The sequence below is a fragment of the Streptomyces sp. NBC_00989 genome (genome assembly GCF_045162655.1).
In the GTDB taxonomy this organism is placed as follows: domain Bacteria; phylum Actinomycetota; class Actinomycetes; order Streptomycetales; family Streptomycetaceae; genus Streptomyces.
The window spans coordinates 222,121-238,103 of sequence record NZ_CP108729.1 but is presented as its reverse complement, the minus strand read 5'-3'; the positions used below and the strand labels follow the sequence as shown (position 1 = coordinate 238,103).

The following is a 15,983-nucleotide window of genomic DNA, read 5'->3' as shown; positions in this document are numbered from 1 at the left end:
TGCGCGGGACAGTCGGCCCGTTCGCCTTTCGTGGGGACGCCGATCCCTCCTATTGGTCCGTCTGAGCTGGACGTTAGCCTCGGCGCATGAGTGCTGTGCGGCCTTCGAACGTGATCACGCGTAACCGCGACGGAGCGATCTACGCGTACGTGTTGGACTCCAGCGCGCTCGGCACGGTGAAGCCTGTCGCGGTGTTTCAGCCGCGGTCCGGGGACGAGGTCGTGGAGTCGGCAGTCTGGCCCGATCTGGAGCGAGTCGTGTACACGACGCTCAACAGCGTCGTGTGCCTTACGCGTTCCGGTGACCTGGTGTGGGCGTCGGACTTCGAGCCGCATTCTGACCGGCCCCATGGTCACCGGCCTGGCTGTGCGCTCTCCCGGGACGGCAGCAGCGTGTGGGTCTACCGGCCGGACGCGATGGCGGGACGCGGGGGCGCAGACCAGTGGGTCGTGCACGACGCCGACAGCGGGACGGTCTTGGCCCGCAGAGAGCTGGAGACTGTCGGCCACGGCGCCTTCCAGTACGTGCATCCGGTGGACGGCAGCATCTACCTCAACGTCGGTGAGGGCCAGGACGGCTCCGTCATCCTCCGGGCCACAGCCAGAGCCGCCGACGAGCCGGAACTCGTGACCTATCCGTGGTCGGACCGCTGCCTGATCGACCTGGCACCGGACGGTCAGCAGTTCATGACCGTCGACCACGGGCAAGCGGATGTCTCCTTCCACCGCCACCCCAGCGGGGACGTGCTCTTCACCCTGCCTGTCGAAGCCTTCGGATACGACCCGGAGGAGACGTTCGTGGAGTGGAGCGGCGGCTACCTGACCTAGGACCTGGCCATCGTCACCCTGGGCGGCGAGGGCCAGAACGAGGAGGAGTGGTTCCGCTACCTCCTGGTCGACGTCCACACAGGCACGCCCATCGACGAGATCACCGTCGAAGTGACCAACCCGTACGAACTGGTGCCCCTGGGCGACGGTTCCTGGCTCACCGGCGCTCTCGACGACCACCCCGTCCGCCGGACGCAGCGGAGCGGCACCTGACCGGGCCTCCCCCGACTGAGCAACACAGTTGTCCAACGGGGCCAATTACGACGCTCAGACCACAGGCAGTCCCTCCGCCCCTCACGGGTCAACTGGCCACTGCAGTCAAGGGCGCACCCCGCAGCAGCAGCGTCAAGCCCATGGTTGGGCCGACCACGGGCCCGACCACGGACTGTGTGTCCCCATCGTGACCATGGTCGGGGCCTTGTGGTCGGTGGCCGGGTCGGGGGCAGCGAGTTTCCTCAAGGTCAGCAACGCCCTGTTCCGACCTGGGAGCTTGCCCATGTCTCCCGCCGAGAAGGGATGCCAGTGACTTCTACCGAAACCGCTGCCTCGTTCACTCCCACGCCCACCGAGCCGCTGCCTCATCAGCTCCTGTCCGCGCTCGCCCAACACCGGATGGCCACCACCAGCCAGCTCCACGATCTACTTCGGCCGAACGTCGCCCGACAGACCATCTCCACCCCACTGAACAAGCTGCGGCGGAAGGGTCTCGTCAACTACACCGTGCTGCCCCAGTCCAATCACACCCGCGCCTGGTACCTCACGGGCGAGGGCGCCCGCCTCACGCGGGACTTCCCCGCCCTGCGGGGCCGCCCTCCGTATCCGATCAGCTCGGCAACGGCCGCCTCGCTGAAGACGCCGCACACGCTCACCGTCGTGCGCACACACCTGACCTTTGCGGCAGACGCCCGCCGGCTGGGGCACGAGCACGGCCCGTGGGACTGGACCCCTGAGGTATCCCACCCCATCGGCGAGGGCGAGCGGCTCTCGGCCGACGCCGTCATGCACTACACCGTCATCGACGGCCAACACCGGCGGAAACTCCGCGCCTTCGTGGAAGTCGACCGCAGCACCATGAGCGCCGAGCGCCTGGCCGTGAAATTGATCGAATACGCGAGGCTCTTCCAGTACGAGGCGCAGCCCCCCGGCCGCCGCAAGCCGGTCTCCGCCGGACCGACGTGGCTCCGCTGGTATCCGGTCTTCCCCCGCCTCCTCTTCATCCTCACCGGTGCCTCCCGCAGCAGGCTGAGCGACCGCATCAGTGACCTGCAGGCGATGGTCGCTCAGCACCCGCTCGTCGCCGCACTCGCCCGCGAGGTTCAGCTCGGAGCCGCCATCCTGGAAGACATCGAGGAACACACTCCGTCCGCAGCCGTGTGGGTGCCGTTGGCGGGGGGTGAGCCCCGCCCGTGGACCGCCCTGTAGTCGCGGCGACCGCGGCTTGGGCAGGTGCATGAACTGCGGGTTGGACACCAACGGCCGCCATCGACGCCTACTTCCATGACCGGCCCGGCTATTTTCCCCCGCCGGACCACGACGGCATGGAATCGGCCGGTGGGATGTCCGTCCGCGTTGTCACAAGTGGGAGAAGTCGGCTATCCGGTGGGAAGGCGGCGGCGATGATCGGGGGATGGCAGGGCTCGGGGGACACCGCCGACGGCGCAAGTGGCTACTGATCGGCGCCCTGTGCGCCCTGGCGGTCGGGGTGAGCGCTGCGTACGCGGTGCGAGCGATCATCCACGGGGGTCTCCAGCCAACCGACACCGTGACCCTGCTGGGATTCCCCCTGGGTGTGGTCGGGATCGTGCTCGCGGTCATGGCGTTGCGCAAGCCGGTCGACGGCAACGACGCCGAACTCGCCCGTGGTTGGGCCTCGACACTTGCCAAGCAGGTCGAGGCCGGCGAGAGCGCGGTATGGCGGCAGTTGCTGGGCGATGACACCCGGCGCATCAACCTCGCCTACGTCCTGCACTCCACCACGGTCCGCCCGGCCGCAGCCCCGGCCGCCGGCCGCCTGACCGCCGACGGCCCCAGTCCGGCGACACTGCCCGACATCGTCACCTACTACCGCTCCACCCAGCCCCTGCGCCTGGTCGTCACTGGTGCCGCCGGGGCCGGCAAAACCGTCTTGGCCCTGGAACTGCTGCTGGCCCTCATCGACGGCCGTAGCGACGACGAACCCGTCCCGGTCCGAATCCCACTGTCCCGCTGGGACACCGAACGCCAGTCCCTGCCCGAACTGCTCCAGCATCGGCTGACCGAGGCCTACGACTGGCCATCGGATCTCGCCGCCGGCCTCGTCCGCCACCACCTCATCCTGCCGGTCCTGGACGGCCTGGACGAGATGGACCCTCTGGTCAACGGCTCCCCGGATCCTGCTGCGCCCCGCGCCACCACCGTCATACGTGCCCTCAACGCCTACCAGCACGGCCGTGATGTCGGGCCCCTCATCCTGACCTGCCGCACCCGCCACTACGACGCCCTGACCTCGAACACCGGAGTCCTGGACGCCGCCCGCATCGCCGTCGCCCCCGTCGATACCGCCGACACCCGGCTCTACCTCGCCAACCGCGCCTTGGACGCAGCCCGCTGGCAGCCCGTGCTCGACCACATGGCCGCCAATCCCGCCGGGCCCCTGACGACCGTGCTGTCCACTCCCTGGCGGCTCTGTTTGACCGCAACCGTCTATCACCACGACGGTGACCCCAGCGAACTCCTCACCCTCCCCGACGCCGACGTCCTGGACCGCCACCTCCTGGCCCGCTACATCCCCGCCGCCACCCGCACCACCCCCAACCCCCGCGGCTACACGCCCCAGGACGTCCACCGCTGGCTCCACCACCTCACCACCCACCTCGACCCCACCGGCGTCCTCACCGCCCAGGCTCCCCGGGGCGTGGAGACCACCGACCTCGTCCTGCACGAACTGTGGCCCCTCGCCGGACGCACCCTCGTCCGCGCAACCGACGTCCTCCTCACCACCCTCGCCCTGCTCACCACCCTCCCCCTCGCCTGGGCCGTCCCCCAGTGGGCGGCAGGCATGGTCGCCATCCTGATCAGCGCAATAGCCGCCGTGTCCGGATCGCTCGCCCTCACAGTTGGCATCCCCAAGAGTCTGGTGAACCCGCTCAGGACCGCTGAGCGACGTTCGGTACTGGCACGCGGGCTCGGATTCGGGCTCGTGGTCGGGTCCACGGTGATGCTCGTGGTCGACGGGCTTCCGTTCGGGCTCACGGCTGGGGTTGCGGCCGGGCTCGCGCTGGGACTCGCGTTCGGGCTTATGGAAACGATGGTGCAGGAGCCGAGCGTAAGTCTGGGAGCCCGAGCCGTCATCAGGAGCAATGCCCTGGCCGCGCTCCCGGTTGGGCTCTGGGCCGGGCTCATGATCGGGCTCCCCTTCGGGCTCACGAACGGGCTCATGATCGGGCTCGGGTTCGGGCTTCCGTTCGGGCTCATGGCTGCGCTCGCGGTAGGTGCGCGAATTACGTGGCGCTATACGGTGTTCCTGCTCTGCTCGCGCCGCCGTCTGCCTTTCCGGCTCGGCCTGTTCCTGGACTGGGCCGTCACCGCAGGACTCATGCGCTACAGCGGACCCGCCTACCAATACCGCCACCGTGAACTCCAGCACTGGCTACGCCAGCACCCCCAGCCCCCATCCGGGCCTTGACGACACAGCCCCTGCCGAGGCCTAGCCGAAGCGCCAGTCCGGAGTGAGCCTCCGTGTGGGAAGGCGTCGTCATGACGCTCTTGAGAACGGCGCGCCATCAAGTCCGCCAAACGTCACCGCCCCGACCTGCGAAAAGAGAATGTGACTCAGCTTCCGGGCGTGCGGTGGCGCGGGACGGCGGCGGCCGGCGAACAGGCCCGTGGTGACGACGGGCCTCGCGGTCGCGGCCGTCGCCGCACCAAGGAGTTGATGGTCTTACGCCTGTTGGCAGAGCGGGGACAGCAGGCCGTCTCCCGGCCAGAATTCCCGCTCGGCTACGAGCCCGGAGAGGCCCATGTCGACCTTGGCCAGGACGGCGGCGCGCTCCTGCGGCCCGTAGGCGATGAACTGGTCAGCTGTGGCGTCGAAGACACGCACGTGACTGAGCGGCCCGACACAGACCAGGGCACGCGCGATCTCGGCGAGACCGAGGCTGAGGGCGTCGCACCCGCCGGTGCGGACGAGCTGCACAAGGTCGGCGGTGACCTGCTCCCAGTCGCCGACCGTCGGCCAGTCGGCGCCGCCGCCCAGTTCGTGGGTGAGGGTGGCCAGCGGGACGATCTCGCCCGGCCGGCGTCCCCGGGTGAGGCGGTTGTGGATCTGGGCTCCGTCGGGCTGTCGCACCCGAGGGTGGAGCAGGGAGGCGGCGGCCACCAGGGTGGTGTTGATCTCTTGGGTGCCGACGCCGAGGTAGTACGGCTCGTGTGCGAAGAGCAGGTAGACGTCCGCGGTGCGGATCTCGTCGCCGGGCTGGACATGGGGCACAGGGAGGTTTCCCTTCGGTCGTGAGGTGCCGGGGTCGTGTTGCGGTGCCGGCCGCTGCGCCGGTTCGAAGCCGGGCGGGTAAGGCCGGCCCAAGGGGCCTTCGTGTCCGCGGGGCGGACCCTCCGGGCCGGAGCGGGCCTCGGCGCGGGTGCCCTCCAGGATCTGGGCCACTTGGTCGGCGAGCTGGACCATCAGCCGCTCACGGTCGATGAGTTGAGACGACACCGAGCGGGTGTCCTGCGTCTGGAGCAGCCCGGCGGTGTCCCACATCAGGTCCTGGCCGATCTCGGCCGAGCGGCGCAGTGCGTAGTCGTCGCTGCCGGCGGCGGCCTGGACGAGGTAGGTGTGCAGGGCGGCGAGGCGCTGCAGGTACTGGCAGGCAGCGTCTCCTTCGACAGTGCGGACGTGTCCGGCTGCCCGGTCGTCGAGCCGGTCGGGCAGATATTCGGCGAGCAACGGGGCGAGCAGCGCCCCTGGCAGCACAAGGCCGGCGGGGATGCCGTGGCCGAGGGCGGACATCGCGGCGAAGAGGCTGATGACCCCCACGACCACTGCTGAAAACCGCAGGGAGGCGGGGCTCGTAGAGGTCAGCGCGATGCGGTGGGCGCGACGCCTGGTCAGCCAGCGCACGGCGAGTCGCTGTGTCAGCGTCGCGTCCGGGGGGAGCACCCCGATCTGCCAAGGGCGCTCTGGCTGGGTGCCGTCACCGGGCACGGTCCAGGCCAGCCACCCCCACCTGGTCCGCTCGTACACGATCGCCGGCTCGCAGGTGCCGGTGCACGCGGTGCCGGAGCAGACGTGGCCGAACTGCACCGCGCGGGATCGTTCTTCCTCCCACCTTTCCGGATCGCGGGCGAAGGGGCGGGCGTGGTACTGCGGCACGGTCCAGGTTGCTGGATCGAACGTGTCCGTCATGAGGTGCTCGCTTCCAGAGGGGCGGTCAGAGTGGTGGAGCAGGTGGCGCAGCGTCCGTCGCCATCGGGACGGGCCCGGCGGGGAGTCGGGCCGGGGCAGGTGCGGCACAGCGGCCAGCCGAGGCAGGCCGGGCAGAGGTCCTCGCCGGGGGCGGTGCCGGGCCTGCCGCAGCCGGCGCATTCGACGAGGGCGCGTTGGGTGCGGGCCCCGCTCACGGTGCTCGCGGCGGCGGGGACGGCCGCCCGGGGCGGCGGGGCGTCCCGAGCGGGTTCGCCGTGGTGGCCGGCCGCGGTAGCGGGTGGGGGGTAGGTCTGGGCGGCGCGGAGGCGTGCGGCGATGATCGCGCCGACCGTGGTGCGCACCGGGTGGGGCAGGGGCCGGGCGGCGATGATGTGCCGCAGGTGCTCGCGGCTCCAGCCGGCCTCCAGCATCACGGTCGCGACGCGCCCTTGGTCGGTCAGTGCCTTCCCGGTCAGCAGCAACTCGGGGCGGGCCGCTCCGAGTTCGAGCAGCAGTTGGATCCCCGGGTGCATGTCATCCGCCGCGGGCAGCGCCGACGGTGGGCGCGGCCGGTCCGCCCGTCCCGCTGTCTGCGGCGCTTCGCCGCGGCATGGACGGAGGGGTCTGGTGTTCTGCTGGTTGGTCTTCTTAACGATGGTGTTCTTAGTGCGGGGATGAGCCAACGTAGGCTCAGCCAATCCTGGATAACCCGACTCTGGTTGTGAGCTGGGGTTTTGCAGGGCGGGCAGGTCGGTGATGACGTACAACGCCTGACCGAGCGTGCCGTCGGGGTTGCGCTCGCGGGCGCGGTAGAGGAATCCGTTCCGCTCCAGCTGGTGAAGCCCTGTGGTGACGGCGTCGACGCCCTCGCGGCCGCGGCGCACCAGTTCGGCGACGGTGACCTGCCAGCCGTCCCTGTGCGTGGAGACGTACCCGAAGATCCCCTTCGACTTGAAGGACAACTCGCTGTCCCGGAACAGCCCGTTGGCGATCTGCGTATACCCATCTGCCGCCATCACGCCCCGGCGGATCCCCGCCCCGAAGCCGCGGTGGTGTTCGTCTCCGATGGCGAGGCCGGACGCGGCCTCCGGCAGGGCCGCGTCGAAGGTGGCGGGGTGATCGGTGATCGAGTAGACGACCTCGCCGAGCGTTCCGTTCGGGCGGCGCAGGCGTTCGCGGATGAGGTAGCCGTGCCGCTCCAGCTCCCGCAGGCCGGCGCGGACCGCATCGCGTCCGTCGGGGCCCACGGAGACGAGTTGGGCGAGCGTGACCTGCCAGCCGTCCCGGTGTGTGGAGACGTACCCGAAGATCCCCTTCGACTTGAAGGACAACTCGCTGTCCCGGAACAGCCCGTTGGCGATCTGCGTGAACTGATCGGCCGCCATCACGCCCCGACGGACCCCTGCCCCGAAGCGGCTCACCGCGGTGTCTCCGAGGTGGGCCTTGCGCGGTGTCCGGGCCAGCGCTCCGAGCCCGCCAGGATGGGGCGGGTGGCGGGCCCGGGTGCGCGGCCGTGCGTGTGTTCCATGGCGTCAGCTCATCCGCCGGCCCCGACCAGACCGACGGCCATGAGCCCCGACCATCGGTCACGATCCGGCAACGCGGCCGCCTGGCTGCCGTGGTGGGGCTCATGGTCGGGCCGACCACGCACCGTCAGCCGGGTACGCGGTCACGCCAGGACCCCGATTGCGCAGCCTCGGAACGGTGTTGCGCAACCGGGCTGCGCAACCGGCCGGGGATCGTGCGCAGTCGCCACGTGCGGTGTGGCTGCGCATCCGGCCCGCGAATTCTGATCTTCGGCTGCGCACGGTGCGGGCGGTGCACTGCGCAGGTGCCTGACGAGGTCCGGGTGATCTCTGTCTGCGCATCGGTGTGTGGGGCCCGTTGTCCGTGGGGTGTGTGGTCGCCCAGCCCCGGCCCGGGGACTGTGGGCGGCCGCGATGTCCATTCCCCGGTCAGCCCGTGGTCGGGCTCGTGGTCGGGCCGACCATGAGCCCGACCACGGGGTTCGTGTCTCCATCGTGACCGTGGTCGGGGTCTCGTGGTCGGTGGTCGGGTCGGGGTCGGCGGGTTTTCTCAAGTCAGCAAGCACACCTTCTGACCTGGGAGTTTGACCATGTCTCCTGGCAAGCAGGCCTCAGAGAGCGAGGCCCCTGTACCGATGGCGGCCGACGCCCGACTGGAGGCGATGCGGCGCCGCGTGCGCCTCTCGCGCCTGGCGGTGTGGGCCGTCATCGCGGCCGGCCCGATCGCCCTGGCCGTCGCCGTCGCCTCCACCCCGACCACGGTCGAGGCGGCCACCCCGGACACGCCCACCTCCGTGCGCACGGTGGCGGCCGCCGCCCAACCGGGGGGCTATGCGCAGGTGTTCGTCAGTGCGTGGTTGCGCAGCAGCGCCGACGACGCGACGAGTGCGCAGGCACGTCTTGCGCAGGCGCTCGCGCCGGACGTCGAGCTGCCCGACCCGGCCGCCGGTGCGCAGCCCGCGCCGCAGTCCGTGACGGCGGTGCGCAGTGCGCAGCGCTCCGGCGGTGCGTGGTCGGTGACGGTGGCTGCGCAGTACGCCGACGGGTCGGTGCGTTACTACGCGGTGCCGGTTGCCGTCGGCGGTGCGGGCTCCTCGTTCACGGTGACCGGTGCGCCGGGCGTGGTGGCGGGTCCGGCCCGGGTCGAGGCGGCGAAGTCGCCGTACGGCGTGAGCGTCCCGGACGGTGATCTGTCGTCCGCGCTCGGGGAGTTCTTCGCCGCCTACCTGACCGGTTCCGGAGAGGTCGACCGCTACCTCGCGCCCGGCGTGACGCTGTCGGCCGTCTCCCCCGCCCCGTACGCGTCGGTGTCCGTCCAGCAGACCTCCGCCGTCGAACAGGCAGCGGCCGCCGAGCAGGTGCCGGCCGACGGCACGACGGTGCGTGTCCTCGTCCAGGTGGAGGCCCGGGATACCGGCGGCCGGTGGCCGCTGGCATACGAGCTGACGCTCCGGGCCCGCTCTGGCCGGTGGGAAGTTGCCGCGCTGGAGTCCGGGGAGTCCGGGACCGCTCAGGTCGGCGGTGCGCGGTGAACACGGTGCACAGCGTGCTGCTCGCCGGGCAGTTGGACGACCTCGGCAACCACTGGATCGCCATGTTCAAGGAGTGGGCGACCAATGGGCTGGAGGCCGGGCTGCTCGTCCTCGTGGTCGTCGTCATGATCCAAAAGTTCTCGCTCAAGGCGGGGATCGGCGCCCTGCTGCTGATGGTGATCGCGCTGGGCCTCTACAACTCGCGCGACAGCCTCGCGAGCATGTTCGAGGACGAAGTGAAGAACGGCGCTCCCGCCGTCCCGGGCGTTGTCCACTCCGAACTCCCGGCCTCCCGCGAGCACTCGTCCGGCGTCGGAGGCTGGCTGTGACCGCCGCCGCAGCCGGCCGGGTGGGCCGCTTCTACACCACCGCCCGCCGCCACCCCTGGGTTCTGGGCAAGGTCGCCGACTGGCGCATCCCGCTCGGCCCGTACACGCCCGCACAGATCGCGGTCGCCGTCGTCGGCGGCTTCCTCCTCGTCAAGACCATTGCGTGGTGGTCGTGGATGGGGCCGGTCCCGATCGTGGCCTGGCTGCTCGCGATCTGGGCCGTGCGCCGTCCGAAGATCCGGGGGCGTGCCCCGATGCAAGCGGCCCTGGGCTGGCTGCTGTTGGGCGGACAGCCGCGCGGAGGGCGGATCGGCGGGCGCGCCGCCCGCGACCGCGCCTCGCGCCCCCTGCTCGGCGGTTTCACCATCGAGGGCCCGCCCGCGCTCGCTGCGGGAGGCGCACCGTCTCGCGCGGCTGGTCAGCGAGGCGCCCGGTCACCGCACGCGAGCACGGCCGCCGCTCGCTCATCTTCGCGCCGCCGCACGGAGTCGGCTGCGCCGGTGGCGCCGGTGGGTCCGGTGTCGGGTGTGCAGCAGCTGCTCGCCCTCACCGCGCAGAGCGGGGATGCGCGATGAGGGTGCCGATCCGTCACATCGCCGGACACCTCGTCTGGTCGACGCACGGCAGCGTGTGGGCGATCTACCGGCTGCACCCCGGCCCGGACGCCCGCGGCCGCAACGAGGAAACCGTCCAGGGCACCTACGTGCCTGCCGCGGTCCGCGACGAACAGCTCGCCAAGATCACACACCTGATCCGCTCCCTGTCCGGAGCTCCACGCCTGTTCGGACTGTGCGCGCAGGTCGATCCCGGGGAGATCGCCCTGCGCATGATCGAGGGCATCGAGCCGACCGACACGGCCCCGAGCAACGGTCCGCATCCGTGGGTGGAGAACGTCGAAGCCACCCTCGATCTGCTGGACGGTCAGGAGATGCACCGCCGCACCCTGTGGCTGGCGGTGCCCCTGCAGACCGAGAGCGCCGGCCTGCGGATGTCGGCGTCGCTCGGTGCGATGTGGGCGGAACTGTCCCCGGCGCTGGGCATGCGGCCGGCTCCCGTAGCGCGGCGTGAGGTGACCGCCTACCGCGAGCAGGCATCCCGGGTTGAGGCCGCGCTCGCCGGCGGTATCGCCTTCCGCCCCGCCCGCCCCGCCGAGATCGTGTGGATGATCCAGCACGCCCTCCACCGCGGCCTGGCGGAACCCCTGCTGGCCGAGGCCGAGGCCAGCGCACTGTACGGAGGGCAGGTCCGTGAGGGCGTGCTGCACTCCCCCAGCTACGCCGACCTCGGCCAAGTACGCCTCCAGGAAGGCGGTATCGACCCCGAACTCGACGACGCAGACGACCTGGGGAGCGCCGGACAGATAACGCGGTCGGGCCGCACAGCCTGGTGGCGGCTGAAGACGGACTCCCCGCTGCGGCGGCGCTGGCTGCAGGTCGAATCCGACACGGGGGTCGGCTACCAGGCGCAGTTGGCGCTTGCCGAGTGCCCGCCCGCCGTCGCGCAGGACTCCGCCGATCTCTTCGCCCAGCTGGAAAGCCTGGACTTTCCCGTCGACTACACCATCGACCTCACCCTGGTGCCCGCCGAGAAGGCGCGAGATCAAGTACGGCGCAAGAAAAACGAGTTGATCGACCAGGCCGACCAGTACGACGCCCGCCCCACCGGCATGCCCGCCTCCCTCTCCGAGGCCGCACGCGATCTCGGCGAACTGGACGCCCGCCTCTCGCGCACCTCCGTCGAGGTCGAGGTCCAGTCCGTGACCGTCCTGACCGTGTGGGGGCCCACCGCAGCCGTCTGCGACGCCCGCGCCCGGGCCCTGGCCGCGCTACTGGGCGGCGCCGACTACCGGGCCGTCCGCCCGGCCGGCCTCCAGGAGGCCCTGTTCACCCTCGGCCTGCCCGGCACCGTACGGCCGGGCGTGGTGCGGGAGTTCACCCAGCACCAGGTCTCCGAGGACTGGGCGCTCGGCGGCGCCTTCACCGCCACGGAGGTGGGTGACCCGGCCGGCATGTTCCTCGGCATCGACCTGGACTCGGGCACCACCCGCCCCGTCATGATCAACGTGGCGGACGCCCCGAAGCAGGACGCATCCGCGTCGATGGGCATCGTCGGCGACCTCGGCGCGGGCAAGTCCGTGCTGCAGAAGCTGATCGCGGAGGCGGTGTGGGCGCGCGGCGGCTGCGCGATCTGTATCGACCGCACCCCGGTACGTGAGTGGGCGACCTTCGCGCGGACCGCGGCGAAGGGACGCGTTCAGATCATCGACGCCGCCCGGGCCGAGGTCTCCATCGACCCGCTGCGGATGTTCGACGGCCCTGAGGGCCGCCACTACGCCCTGTCCTACCTCACCCTGCAGCTCGGCATCGGCCCGATGAGCACCAACGGGGAGGTGCTGCACCACGCCGTGGAGCAGGCCGCCGCCGGCCCGGAGCCGTCCATGCACCGCGTGGTCGAGGTCCTTGAGGAGATGGCTGTCCGCGAGGTGGGCAAGCGTCAGGACGCGGCCGCCACGCTCGCCGGCCTGATCCGCGTCGTGGCCACCAACTCTCTTGCTGCGATGGTCTTCGACCCGGCGCTGCCGCCGGTGCGGCTGGACGCCTCCAGCACCTCCGACATGATCGTGATCACGACCACGGGACTGAAGCTGCCGCCGAAGGCCGCGTTCGACAAGCCGGAGGTTCTCCTCCAGCAGCCGCTGGAGGCGCTGATCGGCCGTGCGGTGCTCTACCTGATCGCCGCGATCGCCCGTCAGACCGCATTCGAGGATCCCGAACGGTTCACCGCCGTGGTCCTGGACGAGCTGTACTGGCTCACCTCGTCCGCCGAGGGCACCGCCCTGGTCCACGAGATCCTCCACGACGGCCGCAAGCACGGCGCCGGCCTCCTCGGCGCATCCCACGACGCCGAAGAACTCGGCCCCGACCGCGGCCTCATGGCCTACCGGGCGCTCGCCCGCACCACCGACCGCGAACGCGCCCGCCGCGGCCTGGAGTTCGTCGGCCTCGACGCGCACGACCCGGAACTGCTGCGCCTGGTGACCACCGGCTTGTCCCCCGTCGGCCGCAAGGGCCGGGAGGGCGAGGTCCTGCTGGCCTGCCCGCGACAGAACACCGGCCGCGTCAAGGCCGTCATCCCCCGCATCGCGCGCATCGAGTCGTCCATCACCACCACACCAGGACACCACCCCAGCAACGCCTCGCACCACACGGGTTCAGCGACCAAGCCGCTCGCCGGTGAAGCCGTCGCCCTTCCGAAGGAGCGCGTTCAATGATCTCTTCCTCCTGGGACCGCTCCCGGCGTATCCGCGCGGCTGCGGCCGTCCTCACCTTGATTGCCGTGACCATCGGCGTGCTCGTCCTGGCCCTCCGGGTGGACGTGCCGGACGCCTGGTGGCCGCACACCGGGCAGGCCTTCGCCGCCAGTTCACCGCCGGCGCACGATGATCCGTGCCAGCTGATCGTGGGTGAGGCCAAGAAGTACTGCGAGCGCGGCACCACACGCGCCGCCACGGCCGAACACCACGGCGGGGCTGAGGCAGCGTGGCGACTGCTGTCGGTCGGTGCGGGCCTGAGCGGTCTCGTCGTGTGGTGGCACCGCGCCGCCGGGCAGAGGCGGCGCTGACATGTGGCGTCCAGACCGCGCCACCCTGCGCTCGGCCGGATTCGTCCTGCTGCTCACCGGCGTGTTCGTGATGGTCAACACCCAGGTCGTGTACGCGGCGAGCAACGGCGGCGAGACGGGAGGTCTCCTCGCGCCGCTGAACATCACCTCCTCCGAGGGGGTGCCGATCAACGGCTACGACCTGAATGCCGAGGGCGGCTCCATCCTCGACTTCAAGGGCCAGACCCTCGCGTTCGCGTTGTCGGGCTTGTTCACCGTGATTCGGCTGCTGGTCGGGCTGGCGGGGTGGGCGATCGAACTCGCCTTCCGCTTCCCGCTGTTGAAGATCCTGATCCACCCGTCCCAGAAGGTCGCCGACGCCTACAACCATGTGGTCGTCGACACGCTCGGGCTGAAGGGACTGCTGCTGGCCTGGGGTTTCGTCTTCGCCTGTTTCATGATCGTGCGCGGTCGGGTCGGCCGCGGGCTGGGCGAGATCTTCCTTACCCTGCTGATCGGTGCGCTCGCCGCCTCCACGTTCGTGCGCCCCGACTACCTCCTCGGCCAGGACGGCCCGCTCGGACAGGCGCAGCAGGTGGCCGCCTCCGTCGCCCAGCAGAGCGTCAACTCCTATGACTGGGGCGGGAAGATCGCCTCCACCGACCCCTGCGCGGGGATGGCCGGCAACGCCGAACTCAAGTGCCTGCAACTAGAAGAAGGGGGCCCCGTCTCCGCGGCGGAGGTGGCCCGCCCCTTGCAGGACTCGATCACCAACGCGCTGATCGTCAAGCCGTACATGCTGCTGGAGTACGGGCGCATCCTCGACCCGGGCAAGGCCTCCGACCGCAAGGCGTACGCCGTCCATCTGAAGTGGGTCACCGGCGGATACCTGCCGAACCCGGACTGGACCCCCTCCGACGAGGCGAAGCACGCCTGCCGACTCCTCATCGGCGATGCGAAGGACCTCTGCGAGAAGGATCACGACAAGGCGTGGACCGGTTCGGACGGCGACTCGAATCTCCCGCCGCTCACCTCCGGCGGCGAACTCCTGGACACGTCTTCCCCTGCGCTCATCACCGACGAGGACCGTTCCTTCTCCCTGTTCCTGGACGACATGAAGAAGGCGGGCCCGGTCGGCAAGGCGTGCGCCTCCTACGCGCAGAAGCCCACCTGGTGGCGGGTCGGCGGCGCCGGACTGCTGCTGGTCGCCGCGCTGTTCATCTGCGGCATGCTGCTGTCCGCCGCCATTGTCCTGCTCGGCACTCAGGGCATCTGTGCCGGGGCAGCGGCCGCCGGCGGTGTCACCTTTATCGCGGGCATGCTGCCCGGGCCGCCGCGCCAGAGCGTGTGGAAATGGTTGTCGGTGTGGGGGATCTCGATCCTCGCGCTCGAAGCGGAATGCGCGTTCATCCCGTTCTTCGGCATTGCCGTCGACGCCACCATCACCAATGGCCCCGACCTCATGGTCGAGCGGATCCTGCTGATCGACGTGCTGGCGATCGCCGGCGCGGCCGGGCACCGCCGCATGCTGAGCGGCATCGCTTCCTTCGGCCGGCGCTCGGCGATGCGGATGCGGTACGCCAAGGTCGGCGGCACGCATCTGCCCGGCGATTCCTCCGAGCTCGGCGCGGCTCTCGCGATGAACTCCCCTGCCGCGATGGGTGGTTACGGTGGTGGGCTGCGCATGTTCGCCGGCGGTGGGGGCGGCCGGTTCGGAATGCTGGGCACTCGCTACCGGCTGCTGAGCGCGCTCACCTCCCTCGTCGACGGCGCCGGCATGCCGATGGACACCGGCGCGATGCTCGCCGACGCCACCGCCGAAGCCGGGCGCGGTCTCGCCCCGCTCACTGCCGCGGCAGCCGTCGGCGGGCTGGGGGCACGCCTCGGGCTGAAGGGCTCCCACTGGCTGCTGATCGGCAGGCGGCCAGACCACGAGCAGCTGGCCAGGTGGCGCAAGCCCACCGCGGACGGCGACCCGAACGCCGGCGGCCCGCCGAACGGCGCACCGGGCGACCCGGATGGGTCCGGTGGGGGGCCGCGCAGGCCCGGAGGGCCGCCCGACCGGTACCGCAACGACCAGGGCCAGATCGTCAACCCCACCACCGGGCAGGTGCTGCACGATCAGACCTCCGACCGCACCCTGCTGTCCACGCGCGCCCACAACCGTCTGGTCCGCTTCCGCGGCTACCGCATCCTCAACCGGGGCGGCCGGGCCGCGTACGGAGGGACAGTCGGTCTGCCGGCCAACGTCCGCCGCGCCCGCGAGGGCGGCTCGCGCTACACGCAGGACGCACACCAGCAGGTACGGGTGTGGGCCAACACCGTGCGCGAGGACGCCCGCGTCTGGGGCGACACCGGCCGCCACGTGGCCCGGGCCATGCGGGACCAACCCTCTGACAGGGGTGGCGCAGGGCCCTTCAGCAGGCAGCGCTTGCCAGTTGGACCGCCAACGTCGCCTGGCGGCACGCCCCGGCCGGCTCCTCCCCGTCCAGCCCCAGCCCCCGCACGGCCCGCGCCGCCGACGGCCACCACGCCACCGCCACCGCGCCGGAGCGGTCCTGCACCCGCGCCCCGGTCCGATCCCGGCGGGGCCGTTCTTCCCGGCGGCAGGAGCGCGCGGAGCCAGACGCGCCAGGAGGCGCGGGCCCGGATGCGGGAGCTGATGCGGCGGACCGCGCCCGAGGCGGAACGTCTGCGACAGGAGCGGGCCCGTCGGCGCGACGAGGACGGTGAGGACGAGTGAGCCGGCCCGGGCGCCGTACGAAACGGATCAGGCGGTGGGCATG

11 protein-coding genes are annotated in these 15,983 nt (G+C 71.1%); 9 read left to right on the top strand and 2 right to left on the bottom strand.

Annotated features, from left to right (window positions below; translation table 11 throughout):
• Nucleotides 1–86 precede the first annotated feature (86 nt).
• From OG714_RS55400 to OG714_RS55390, 3 genes are all read left to right on the top strand, one after another.
• Complete coding sequence (locus OG714_RS55400) at nt 87–827, top strand: hypothetical protein (protein ID WP_406132318.1); 741 nt, start codon at nt 87–89, stop codon at nt 825–827.
• 516 nt (nt 828–1,343) lie between these two features.
• Complete coding sequence (locus OG714_RS55395) at nt 1,344–2,249, top strand: replication-relaxation family protein (protein ID WP_331732602.1); 906 nt, start codon at nt 1,344–1,346, stop codon at nt 2,247–2,249.
• Between the two features lie 205 nt (nt 2,250–2,454).
• Entirely contained in the window at nt 2,455–4,491 is a 2,037-nt protein-coding gene (locus OG714_RS55390) for an NACHT domain-containing protein (RefSeq protein ID WP_331732599.1), read from the top strand.
• A gap of 255 nt (nt 4,492–4,746) precedes the next feature.
• Here the strand turns inward: OG714_RS55390 and OG714_RS55385 are convergent, their stop codons facing one another.
• Nucleotides 4,747–6,210 (bottom strand): hypothetical protein, encoded by a 1,464-nt coding sequence (locus tag OG714_RS55385; protein ID WP_331732596.1) that lies wholly within the window; start codon nt 6,208–6,210, stop codon nt 4,747–4,749.
• Nucleotides 6,207–7,631, bottom strand: coding sequence for a hypothetical protein (locus tag OG714_RS55380; protein WP_331732593.1), 1,425 nt, complete (start codon nt 7,629–7,631; stop codon nt 6,207–6,209). The genes OG714_RS55385 and OG714_RS55380 overlap by 4 nt, the downstream gene beginning before the upstream one ends.
• 695 nt (nt 7,632–8,326) lie before the next feature.
• On the opposite strand from OG714_RS55380, the gene OG714_RS55375 reads away from it, so the two are divergent.
• The 6 genes from OG714_RS55375 to OG714_RS55350 are packed head-to-tail and all read left to right on the top strand — an operon-like array spanning nt 8,327 to nt 15,940.
• Complete coding sequence (locus tag OG714_RS55375; protein ID WP_331732590.1) at nt 8,327–9,268, top strand: conjugal transfer protein; 942 nt, start codon at nt 8,327–8,329, stop codon at nt 9,266–9,268.
• Nucleotides 9,265–9,597, top strand: a complete 333-nt coding sequence (locus OG714_RS55370; RefSeq protein WP_331732587.1) for a hypothetical protein — start codon at nt 9,265–9,267, stop codon at nt 9,595–9,597. The genes OG714_RS55375 and OG714_RS55370 overlap by 4 nt, the downstream gene beginning before the upstream one ends.
• Complete coding sequence (locus tag OG714_RS55365; protein ID WP_331732584.1) at nt 9,594–10,172, top strand: hypothetical protein; 579 nt, start codon at nt 9,594–9,596, stop codon at nt 10,170–10,172. The genes OG714_RS55370 and OG714_RS55365 overlap by 4 nt, the downstream gene beginning before the upstream one ends.
• Complete coding sequence (locus tag OG714_RS55360; protein ID WP_331732581.1) at nt 10,169–12,868, top strand: ATP-binding protein; 2,700 nt, start codon at nt 10,169–10,171, stop codon at nt 12,866–12,868. Before OG714_RS55365 ends, OG714_RS55360 begins: the two co-directional genes overlap by 4 nt.
• A complete protein-coding gene (locus OG714_RS55355) occupies nt 12,865–13,218 on the top strand; it encodes a hypothetical protein (RefSeq protein ID WP_331732578.1) in 354 nt (117 codons plus the stop codon). The genes OG714_RS55360 and OG714_RS55355 overlap by 4 nt, the downstream gene beginning before the upstream one ends.
• Before the next feature lies 1 nt (nt 13,219).
• A complete protein-coding gene (locus tag OG714_RS55350) occupies nt 13,220–15,940 on the top strand; it encodes a hypothetical protein (RefSeq protein WP_331732576.1) in 2,721 nt (906 codons plus the stop codon).
• Nucleotides 15,941–15,983 lie beyond the last annotated feature (43 nt).